Origin of the sequence: Pseudomonas sp. MB-090624, assembly GCF_003205245.1 — a bacterium.
Taxonomy (GTDB): domain Bacteria; phylum Pseudomonadota; class Gammaproteobacteria; order Pseudomonadales; family Pseudomonadaceae; genus Aquipseudomonas; species Aquipseudomonas juntendi.
In genome coordinates this window covers 164,082-173,750 of the sequence record NZ_QJRK01000002.1, presented here as the reverse complement: position 1 = coordinate 173,750, position 9,669 = coordinate 164,082, and the positions used below count along the sequence as shown (strand labels likewise).

Genomic DNA, 9,669 nt, shown 5'->3' with positions numbered 1-9,669 from the left:
TCGCGACACAAGGCCGCGCCGGCAAAGCCTGGGTTACAAGCCCAGGCGCAGCACCTCGCCTACCCCCGCCCCACGCACATCGTCCGCCGCGCTGACCAAGGCAAAGTTGTACGCCCCATGCGACCAGTACCGCGCCTCCAACTGGCCATCGACCCGTTGCCCGTTCGGCATGCGCTGAAAGCCTTCGCTGGGTGAACGCATGAACAGGCTGATACGCTGGCCCTTGCCGTCCTCGAACACCAGCAAGGCTGCGGGCCCCTGCTCGTTGCTGAGCAACCGCGCCCCCACCGGCCTGAAGCCATAGCCCGCCAGGTCTGGCAACTGCCCGACACGGTTGAAGTGCCGGCCCAGCCAATCGCGCAACTGGGCCGGGTCGCTGGCCTGAATATCCAGCGCCTGGCTGGCGGCGAACAACTTGTGCGCCTGCACGGCATCGGCCATCGGCAGCTCGGCATTGGCCAGGGTGGCATCGCGGGCCTGCCAGCCGCCCAAGCCCCCTACACCCAGGGCCAGCACCATGGCCGCTGCCGCCGCCCAGCGCCGCTGCCGGCGTTGGCGCAGTTGCCGCCGCAGCTGGCCCAGCTCGAGCGCGGGGGCACCGGCTGGCTCGCCAAGCCCGGCCAGCGCCGTGCGCAGCCGCCGGGCATCGGCGCGCCAGCCTTCCACACGTGCCGCCGCCTGCGGGTTGGCCGCCAGCCAGGCCTGCACCTCGGCGCGCCGCGCCGGCTCCAGGCGCTCGTCGACGTAAGCGTGCAGTTCATCTTCGGTGGGGATAAGGCGCGTCATTTCAATCTCCGCAAGGCCGGTGGCTGGGGTGAGCCTTCGGTCAGTTCACGCAAGGCATTGCGCGCCCGCGACAGGCGCGACATTACCGTGCCGATAGGAATGCCCAAGGCCTGGGCGGCCTCCTTGTAGCTCAGACCCTCGACGCTGACCAGCAGCAGCAAGGCACGCTGCTCGGCACTCAGCCGGGAAAACGCTTGCAAGTCGGCCTGGGCCAGGATGATCGCTTCGAGGTTGTCACCAACGGGTTCGTCATCGCGCTCGGCACGGCCGAACCAGGACAGCCAGCGCGCATGCAGGCGCTCGCGGCGTTTGCCGTCCAGGTACAAGCGATAAAGGATGGTGAACAGCCAGGCACGCAGCGCCTGCGCGTCGCGTTGCTGGTCTCGTCGGCTCAGCGCGCGCTCGACGGTAGCCTGCACCAGGTCGTCGGCGCTGCCCGGTTCACGGGTCAGCCATACGGCAAAGCGGCGCAAGCGGGCGAGCAGTTCGCGCCACTGCTGGTTGTCCAGGTCGTGCATGGTCAGGTCCGGCCTATGGGGCAGTCAGTGTAAGGGGCAGACGCGTGCAGGCCTATTTTATTCCCCCGTGGGAATAAATAGCGCGCTACCCCGTCGTACTGGCACCTTCACTGAACCGGACGCACACCATGAACTCACCTTTGCACGGCCCGGCCAAGGCCCTGCGCCTGGCCGCCATCGGCGCCGTGATGCTGGCCGCAGGTGCCGGCTTCGCGTATGCCGCTGGCTGGCTGGGCCAACCGCAGTTGACCCCGCAACGCATCATCGACACCTTCGAAGCCCAAGCCGGGCACTACCCCGGCTACCGCAAGAACCACGCCAAGGGGCTGTGCGTCAGTGGTTACTTCCAGCCCAGCGGCCAGGCAGCCAGCCTGTCCACGGCACGCGCATTCAGCCAGCCACGGGTGCCGGTCATTGGCCGTTTCGCCATCGGCGGGGCCAACCCGTTCGCCCCGGACACCAGCATACCGGTCCGCAGCCTGGCAATTGAGTTGAGCACCGATGACGGCCAGGTCTGGCGCACCGGCATGAACAACCCGCCGGTGCTTGCCGTCAGCAACCCCCAAGGGTTCTACGAGCAGGTGCTGGCCAGCGCACCGGTCAATGCCACCGGCAAACCCGACCCGGCCAAGCTGCAGGCGTTCTTCGCCGCGCACCCGGAAAGCGCAGCGTTTCGTCAATGGGCGGCCAGTTACAAGCCCAGTGACAGCTTCGCCAGCACGCAGTACCACAGCATCAACGCCTTCCGCCTGATCGACGCAGCCGGCGCGGCCCACCCGGTACGCTGGCAGCTGGAGCCACAGACGCCGTTCGCCGCGTTGCCTGGGCAGGTCGACGACAAGTTGTTCCTCCAGCACGACTTGCAGCAGCGCCTGGCCCAAGGCCCGTTGCGCTGGACCCTGCGCCTGGTGCTGGCGGAACCGGGCGATGCGGTGGATGACCCGGCCCAGCCCTGGCCTGCCGAGCGGCGCAGCGTAGACGCCGGCACCCTGGTGCTGGAGCAGGTCGATGGGCCCGAACAAGGGGCCTGCCGCGACATCAACTTCGACCCCCTGATCCTGCCGCAAGGTATCGAAGCCTCCAACGACCCGATCCTCGCCGCCCGTTCCGCCGCCTATTCGGAATCTTTCAACCGCCGCAGCCGTGAATCGCTCGGCACCGGAGCCCGCCCATGAAGCCCGAAGCCTTCCACCCCCTTGCCCGCGCGCTGCATTGGTTGATGGCCGTGCTGATCCTGGCCATGCTGTTCATCGGCGTGACCATGGTTGCCGACCTGTCGTTGCGCCACCCTGTACTGATCAGCCTGCACAAGGCCACCGGCCTGGCGTTGCTGGTGCTGGTCGTGCTGCGTATTGGCGTGCGCCTGGCCGTACCCCACCCGCCGCTGCCTGCAGACCTGCCAACCGTGCAGCGCTGGGCTGCCGGCGCATCGCACCTGGCGCTTTATGGCCTGATGCTGGCGATGCCGCTGCTGGGCTGGGCCATGCTGTCTGCCGGCGACTACCCGCGCCCACTGGGCCTGCCCGCGATCGCGCCGCACAACCTGCAGCTGTATGCCGTGCTGCGCCAGGCCCATGGTTGGGCGGGCTACTTGCTGTTCGCCACCGTATTGGTGCATGTCGGTGCGGCGCTGATGCATGCCTGGGTGCGCCGCGACGGCGTGTTGCGTAGCATGTGGCCTGGCCCCCTGCGCCGCAATCAATGACCTGAGGCAGCCCAGGGCGGTCGACCCCCATCAATGACCGGCTGTCACCGGCCCTACTGCCCTGGAAACCCCATGACCCTCGCAAAGGATCCTGCAACGCTCAGCCCAGCCAGCACCCTCGATCTACGCCCGCTGCTGCTGGCCAACATGGCCTGTACGATGTCGATGATGGCCTTCGTCGCCTTGATCGGCCCGATCGCCCGCCAGTTGGGCATGGCCACCTGGCAAGCCGGCGCCGCCATTACCGTGGCCGGCGTGGTCTGGGTATTGCTGGCCCGCCCTTGGGGCCGCGCAGCTGACCGCCTTGGCCGTCGGCGCGTATTGCTGCTGGGTAGCGCGGGTTTCACCTTGGCCTACTGGCTGTTGTGCCTGTTTGTCGAAGGTGCACTGCGCTGGATGCCAGGTGCAACAATGGCCTTCATCGGCCTGATGGTCGCACGCGGTTGCATCGGCGCCTTCTATGCCGCCATTCCGGTCGGCTGCAACGCCCTGATCGCCGACCATGTCGGGCCGCAGCAGCGGGCACGGGCCATGGCTTCGCTGGGGGCCGCCAACGCCGTGGGCCTGGTGGTCGGCCCAGCCCTGGCAGCGCTGTTGGCGCGGCATAGCCTGAGCCTGCCGTTTCTGGTCATGTCGCTGCTCCCTGCCAGTGCCTTCGTGGTGCTGCTGTTGGCCCTGAAGCCACAGGCGCTTGCACACAGCCACGCGCCCACCCCGGTCAGGCTCAACGACCCCCGCCTGCGCCGGCCGTTGCTGGTGGCATTCAGCGCCATGCTGAGTGTGACCGTGTCGCAGATCACCGTCGGCTTCTTCGCCCTTGACCGCCTGCACCTAGGGCCAGCCCAGGCCGCCCAGGCTGCCGGCATTGCCCTCACCACAGTGGGTGTGGCGCTGATGCTGGCCCAGGTCCTGCTGCGCCAGCTGCAGTGGCCACCGCTGAAAATGATCCGGGTCGGTGCCACGGTTTCGGCGCTGGGCTTTGCCAGCGGCGCGCTGGCGACCACGGCCCCTTGGCTATGGGCCTGCTACTTTGTGGCGGCGGCGGGCATGGGTTTTGTATTCCCGGCGTTTTCGGCCCTGGCCGCCAATGCCATGCAGGCCGGCGAGCAAGGCGCCACGGCCGGCTCCATAGGTGCAGCCCAGGGCATGGGCGCGGTCATCGGCCCGCTGGCCGGGACCTTGGTCTATGCCGTGGACCCGCGCTTGCCATTCCTGGCCGTGGCAACGCTTTTGTTGCTGGTCGGGCTGTGGCCAATCCCGCGTGAACAAAGGCGTTGAGAAGCACAGCGCGCAACGCGGCAGAGTATGTTTTAATGCGCATCGCTCGTTATTTTAAACACCTCTGATTACAAGGCGGCTATGGACACGGGGACGCGACTCAAACTGGTGCGGGAACGCAACAACCTCTCCCAACGGGAATTGGCCCGCCGTAGCGGGCTGACCAACTCGACGATCTCGCAGATCGAACAGAACCGCGTGAGCCCTTCGGTCAGCTCCTTGAAAAAGCTCCTCGAAGGCATTCCCATGAGCCTGGCGGAGTTTTTCAGCTTCGACGAGCCGGTACGTGAAGAGCGCTACGTGTTCCGCGGCGGCGAACAGCCAGACCTGGGCCGTAACGGCCTGCGCATGCTGTTGGTCGGTGCCAGTGTCGAAGGCCGGCAGATGCGCATGTTGCGTGAGCTGTACGCGCCGGGCGCAGACTCCGGCGAACCGATCGTGCATGCCGAAGGCGAAGAATGCGGGCTGGTCACGCGGGGGACTGTGGAGCTGTGGGTCGACGGCCAGGTCAGCGTGCTCAACTCGGGTGATGGCTACTACATCCCCACCACCCTGCCGCACAGCTTCAAGAACATCGGCCCGGACGAGGCCGAGATCATCAGCGCCAATACCCCGGCGAACTTCTGACGGCATGAACAGCCGGGTGGTCTATCAACGCCTGCGTGACGCAGCGCTCGGTATCCATACCCTGTCGATAGCCCAGCGCCATGACCACGCCCTGGTGGACGTGATCATCGACGGCTGGCAACTGACCCTCGCGCTGGACAGCGAGGGCCTTGCCCAGTGCATCCACTGCACGGCCCCGTGCGGGGCGCAGGCCGGGCTTGATGCCTGGCAACGGTATGGCAGCAACCCCTGCGATCTGCTCAGCCAGTGGGAACGCACTCAGCTGGAAAGGCTGCTCGCCCCCTGCTGCAGCGCTGCCTCGACGAAGTCCAGGCGGTCCTGACCGAAGAACATCTCTTCGCCGACAAAGCACGTCGGCGCACCAAATACCCCCCGCTGCACCGCTACCTCGGTCGCCTGCCGCAGTGCTGCCTTGATTTCGTCATCTGCTGCCAGTGCGTGAAACGCGTGTGGGTCAAAGCCGTCTTCACCCAGGGTGGCGTCCAGTACCGCCACATCGCTCAGGTTGCGCTGCTGGGCAAACAAACCCTTGAACAACACCGCCAGCAGCCCCTCGAAACGCTCCGGCGCGCGTAACTGCGTACCCATGACGCCTCGCATCAAGTGCAGCGTATTGACCGGAAAAGCCGGCGGCAGCCCAAACGGCACCCGGTAGCGGGCGGCAAAGCGCGCCAGGTCGGTGAACATATAGCGCCCCTTGGCGGGGATCATCGCTGGCGAAGCGTTGCCCGTGGCCTGGAATACGCCGCCCAGGAGCATTGGCCGGTAGTGCAGCGTTGCCCCGTGGCGGGCGCATAGCGCCGGCAGCTGGGTCCAGGCCAGGTAACTGGCTGGGCTACCCAGGTCAAAGTAGAAATCGACGTGCTTGTGCATGGTCATGTCCTTGCAGGGAAAAGGGTTTACCAGCCTTCCATCCAGGGCCGCAGGTCCAGCTCGAAGGTCCAGGCGTCGCGGGGCTGGGCGTGCAGGAACCAATAGCTGTCGGCGATGTGTGCAGGGTTCAGGATGCCACCCTCACCCTTGAGGGCGTAGCGCTCGGGGAAGCTGTCGCGAATGAAGGCAGTGTCGATGGCCCCGTCCACCACCACATGGGCGACATGAATATTGCGCGGCCCCAACTCGCGGGCCATGCTCTGGGCCAATGCGCGCAACCCATGCTTGGCGCCGGCGAAGGCGGCAAAACCGGCCGCGCCACGAGTTGCGGCGGTGGCGCCAGTGAACAGCAGCGTGCCGCGCTCGCGCCGGACCATACGCCGCGCTACCGCCTGGGCAGTCAGAAAGCCGGCGAAGCAAGCCATTTCCCAGATCTTGAAATACTTGCGTGGGGTTTCGTCCAGAATGCTGCATGGCACATTGGCGCCAATGTTGAACACAAAGGCTTCGATCGGGCCGATATCGCGCTCGATGGTTTCGACCAGTTCCGCCACGTCGTCTTCCTTGCGCGCATCAGAGCCGAACCCGTAGGCCTGGCCACCGGCAGCACGTATTTCTTCCAGCAACGGCTGCAGCTTGTCAGCCTGGCGCCGGGTGACACAGGCGATATAGCCCTCGCGGGCAAAACGCTTGGCAATCTCGCCGCCGGTGGCATCCCCCGCACCAATCACCAGCACGACTTTTTGTTGTTCTGACATGCCTGCACCCATTGATGAATGATCGTTTAGTAAACGAACGCTATGCTACGATGCCGGCTTTCGTCAAGCCGTCTTGCAGAGGCACGCCCATGCGCTACTCGAACGAACACAAGCAGCAAACCCGTGAGCGCTTGCTCGCCAGCAGCGGCGCACTGGCCAAGCGCGGGGGCTTTGCCAGCACGGGCGTTGCCGGCTTGATGAAAGCCATTGGCCTGACCGGGGGGGCGTTCTACAACCACTTTCCGTCCAAGGATGACCTGTTCACCGAGGTAGTCCGGCAGGAACTCTGCAACAGCCCACTCGCCCGGCTGGCCAACCAAGGTGCCAGCCGCGAGCGGCTGGCCCGCTGCCTGCAGCAATACCTTAGCCTGGCACACCTGCACAACGCCGAGCAGGGTTGCCCGTTGCCGCCGCTAGGGGTGGAGATAGCCCGCGCTGACGCCCCTGTGCGGGAAGTGGCCGAGCACTGGTTACTGCAGCTGCACCAGGCCTGGAGCGCCACCCTGGAGGATGAGCAGTTGGCCTGGGTATTGATCAGTCAGTGCGTGGGCGCGCTGCTGGTTGGCCGCATGCTGGTCAGCGAAAGCGTGCAAGGCCAGGTGCTTGGCGCCAGCCGCGCGTTTGTCGAACGCGCGCTGGACGGCGACTGATCACGGGTTGGCTGGGGGTTGGCGAGTGCCCGCCGCAGCACGTTCAGCGCCTGCCAGAGCCTCTGGCAAACCTTGCTCACGGCTGGCATAACGCTGCGCCAGCACCGCGCACACCATCAACTGGATCTGGTGGAACAGCATCAGCGGCAGGATCATCGCGCCAATGCCACTGCCCACGAACAGCACCTGCGCCATGGGTACACCGGTGGCCAGGCTTTTCTTCGAGCCGGCGAACAGGATGGTGATACGGTCCTCGAGGTCGAAGCCCAGCGCCTTGCCCAACAGGCGGGTAGCGAACAACACCACCGCCAGCAGAATGCCGCATACCGCGAACAACCCGGCCAGGTGCTGCGACGAAACCGTGTGCCACAGGCCGGTCACCACTGCCTCGCTGAAGGCGGTATACACCACCAGCAGAATCGACCCCTGGTCGACCACCTTGAGCCAGCGGGCATTGCGCTTGACCCAGGCGCCAATCCAGCGCCGCGCGATCTGCCCGGCCACGAATGGCACCAGCAGTTGCAAGGTGATCTTGAGTACCGCATCCAGGCCGGAGCCAGTATCGCCACTGGCGCCCAGCAACATCACCACCAGCAATGGGGTGAGGAAGATACCCAGCAGGCTGGACGCCGCCGCACTGCAGATGGCCGCCGGCACGTTGCCGCGGGCCAGCGAAGTGAAGGCAATGGCCGACTGCACGGTTGCGGGCAAGGCGCACAGGTACAGCACACCCAGGTACAGCTCAGTGCCTACAAGTGGCACGAACAGCGGCTTGAACGCCAACCCCAGCAGCGGGAACAGCACGAACGTGCAGGAGAACACCAGCAGGTGCAGGCGCCAATGCCCGGCGCCTGCGATGATCGCCTCACGCGACAGCTTGGCACCGTGCAGGAAGAACAGCAGGCCGATGGCAAGGTTGGTCAGCCAGCCGAAGTACACCGCGCCGTCGCCCGAACAAGGCAATACGGTGGCAATGCAGACCACCCCGAGCAAGGCCAGGGTGAAATTGTCGAACAGCATGCGCAAATACTTCATCACGGCTCCCGTCTTGTCATTGTGCAAGGGCAGACGATAAGGTTTCCGGCTTTTTAGCGCTAACGCCGGAACCCCCTGGGGTATCGCTCAACGGACACCAAGCACACAAGGAACCGCTCATGCCGCGCTTGCGCAAGGCTTTGATTGCCACCACCATCACGCTTGCCTTGGGCCATACCACCGCCCAGGCTCACGACCCGCTGCAGGCCAAGGTCGACCAGGTCGTCCGCCCGCTGATGCAGGAGCAAGGCATCAGCGGCATGGCCGTGGCCATTTATGCCCACGGCCATGCGCACTATTTCAGTTACGGCGTGGCCAGCAAGGCCGACAACGTGCCGGTAAGCCGCGACACGCTGTTCGAAATCGGCTCGTTGAGCAAGACCTATACCGCCACCTTGGCCGCGCTGGCCAGCGCGCAGGGCAAGCTGGACCTGTCGGCGCCGGCCAAGCGTTACCACCCGGCGTTGGCAGGCGCCCCTATTGGCGAGGCGTCCGTTCGCGACCTCGGTGCCTACAGCGCGGACTGCCTACCACTGCAGTTCCCGGATGACGTCCAGACGCCGCAGCAGGTCGTCGATTTCTTCCGGCACTGGCAACCACGCGCCAAACCCGGCACCCAGCGCTGCTACTCCAACCCTAGCCTGGGCCTGTTCGGCGACCTGGCCGCCCGCGCACAACAGCAATCGTTTTCGACACTGATGCGCGAAGGGCTGTTGGCACCGATGGGCCTGCGCGCCACCTATCTGCAGGTGCCCGCCAGCACCCAGGGCCTGTACGCACAAGGTTACGATGCCGCCGACAAGCCGGTACGCGTCGGCCCCGGCCCCTATGCCGACGAAGCCTACGGGATCAAGACCAGCGCCCGCGACCTGCTGCGCTACGTGCGCCTGCACCTGCAACCGCAGGGCCTGCCACCGGCGCTGCAGCAAGCCTTGAGCATTACCCGCCAAGGCTACTTTCAGGTCGGCGCCATGACCCAGGGCCTGGGTTGGGAGCGCTACCCCTACCCGGTCGCACTGGACACGCTGGTCGATGGCAACAGCCCAAGGCTGATCCGTGAACCACAGCCAGTCACGCGCTTGCAGCCAGCCCAGCCGGCGCTGCCTGCGGCCTGGTACAACAAGACCGGCTCCACCAATGGCTTTGGTGCCTACGCTGCGTTCGTGCCCGCCGAACAGCTGGCGGTGGTGTTGCTGGCCAACCGCAATTACCCCAATGAGGCCCGGGTCCGTGCCGCCTTTGCGATCCTTTCCGGCCTGTAGAAAGGCCGCGGATTGTCGAACAAATCGACACTATGTAGTGAAAAAAAATATTCACTACAAAATGGTTGACGCCGTTCATCGCCCTTGTGCATGATGAAGCCGTCCCCCTGATCGGGGGCGGTGGCAAGGGTATTCCAGACGGTCTGCGCGGTAACGCGGGCCGTTCGTGGAGCGGGA

12 protein-coding genes are annotated in these 9,669 nt (G+C 65.6%); 7 read left to right on the top strand and 5 right to left on the bottom strand.

The window, feature by feature from the left end:
• Positions 1 to 33: 33 nt before the first annotated feature.
• Both DMX12_RS02075 and DMX12_RS02070 read right to left on the bottom strand, forming a co-directional pair.
• On the bottom strand, positions 34 to 786 hold the full coding sequence (locus DMX12_RS02075; RefSeq protein ID WP_110675962.1) for an anti-sigma factor: 753 nt from the start codon (positions 784 to 786) through the stop codon (positions 34 to 36).
• A complete protein-coding gene (locus DMX12_RS02070) occupies positions 783 to 1,304 on the bottom strand; it encodes a sigma-70 family RNA polymerase sigma factor (RefSeq protein ID WP_009685428.1) in 522 nt (173 codons plus the stop codon). The genes DMX12_RS02075 and DMX12_RS02070 overlap by 4 nt, the downstream gene beginning before the upstream one ends.
• A 128-nt stretch (positions 1,305 to 1,432) precedes the next feature.
• Here DMX12_RS02070 and DMX12_RS02065 point away from each other — a divergent pair, with 128 nt between their 5' ends.
• From DMX12_RS02065 to DMX12_RS02045, 5 genes are all read left to right on the top strand, one after another.
• The gene (locus tag DMX12_RS02065) at positions 1,433 to 2,479 is read left to right on the top strand and encodes a catalase family peroxidase (protein WP_110675960.1); all 1,047 of its coding nucleotides are present in this window, start codon (positions 1,433 to 1,435) and stop codon (positions 2,477 to 2,479) included.
• Positions 2,476 to 3,009 carry a cytochrome b gene (locus DMX12_RS02060; RefSeq protein ID WP_009685430.1) on the top strand — a complete coding sequence of 178 codons (534 nt, stop codon included), beginning with the start codon at positions 2,476 to 2,478 and terminating at the stop codon, positions 3,007 to 3,009. The genes DMX12_RS02065 and DMX12_RS02060 overlap by 4 nt, the downstream gene beginning before the upstream one ends.
• Positions 3,010 to 3,081: 72 nt before the next feature.
• The gene (locus DMX12_RS02055; RefSeq protein WP_054904386.1) at positions 3,082 to 4,287 is read left to right on the top strand and encodes an MFS transporter; all 1,206 of its coding nucleotides are present in this window, start codon (positions 3,082 to 3,084) and stop codon (positions 4,285 to 4,287) included.
• Between the two features lie 81 nt (positions 4,288 to 4,368).
• The gene (locus tag DMX12_RS02050; protein ID WP_003248033.1) at positions 4,369 to 4,914 is read left to right on the top strand and encodes a cupin domain-containing protein; all 546 of its coding nucleotides are present in this window, start codon (positions 4,369 to 4,371) and stop codon (positions 4,912 to 4,914) included.
• A gap of 4 nt (positions 4,915 to 4,918) precedes the next feature.
• A complete protein-coding gene (locus DMX12_RS02045) occupies positions 4,919 to 5,236 on the top strand; it encodes a hypothetical protein (protein ID WP_154211170.1) in 318 nt (105 codons plus the stop codon).
• Here DMX12_RS02045 and DMX12_RS02040 read toward each other — a convergent pair.
• Positions 5,173 to 5,787, bottom strand: a complete 615-nt coding sequence (locus tag DMX12_RS02040) for a 2-hydroxychromene-2-carboxylate isomerase (RefSeq protein WP_110676009.1) — start codon at positions 5,785 to 5,787, stop codon at positions 5,173 to 5,175. The two genes, DMX12_RS02045 and DMX12_RS02040, sit on opposite strands and share 64 nt — an antisense overlap.
• Before the next feature lie 26 nt (positions 5,788 to 5,813).
• The gene (locus tag DMX12_RS02035; protein WP_029884833.1) at positions 5,814 to 6,545 is read right to left on the bottom strand and encodes an SDR family NAD(P)-dependent oxidoreductase; all 732 of its coding nucleotides are present in this window, start codon (positions 6,543 to 6,545) and stop codon (positions 5,814 to 5,816) included.
• 89 nt (positions 6,546 to 6,634) lie between these two features.
• Between DMX12_RS02035 and DMX12_RS02030 the strand changes: the two genes are divergently transcribed.
• Positions 6,635 to 7,195 carry a TetR/AcrR family transcriptional regulator gene (locus DMX12_RS02030; protein ID WP_110675958.1) on the top strand — a complete coding sequence of 187 codons (561 nt, stop codon included), beginning with the start codon at positions 6,635 to 6,637 and terminating at the stop codon, positions 7,193 to 7,195.
• Here the strand turns inward: DMX12_RS02030 and DMX12_RS02025 are convergent, their stop codons facing one another.
• Positions 7,196 to 8,230: a bile acid:sodium symporter family protein gene (locus DMX12_RS02025; RefSeq protein WP_110675956.1), complete on the bottom strand. Its 1,035-nt coding sequence runs from the start codon at positions 8,228 to 8,230 to the stop codon at positions 7,196 to 7,198. It lies immediately after the preceding gene.
• Positions 8,231 to 8,349: 119 nt separating this feature from the next.
• Here DMX12_RS02025 and ampC point away from each other — a divergent pair, with 119 nt between their 5' ends.
• Complete coding sequence (gene ampC / locus DMX12_RS02020; RefSeq protein ID WP_110675954.1) at positions 8,350 to 9,492, top strand: class C beta-lactamase; 1,143 nt, start codon at positions 8,350 to 8,352, stop codon at positions 9,490 to 9,492.
• The last annotated feature ends 177 nt before the right edge of the window (positions 9,493 to 9,669 follow it).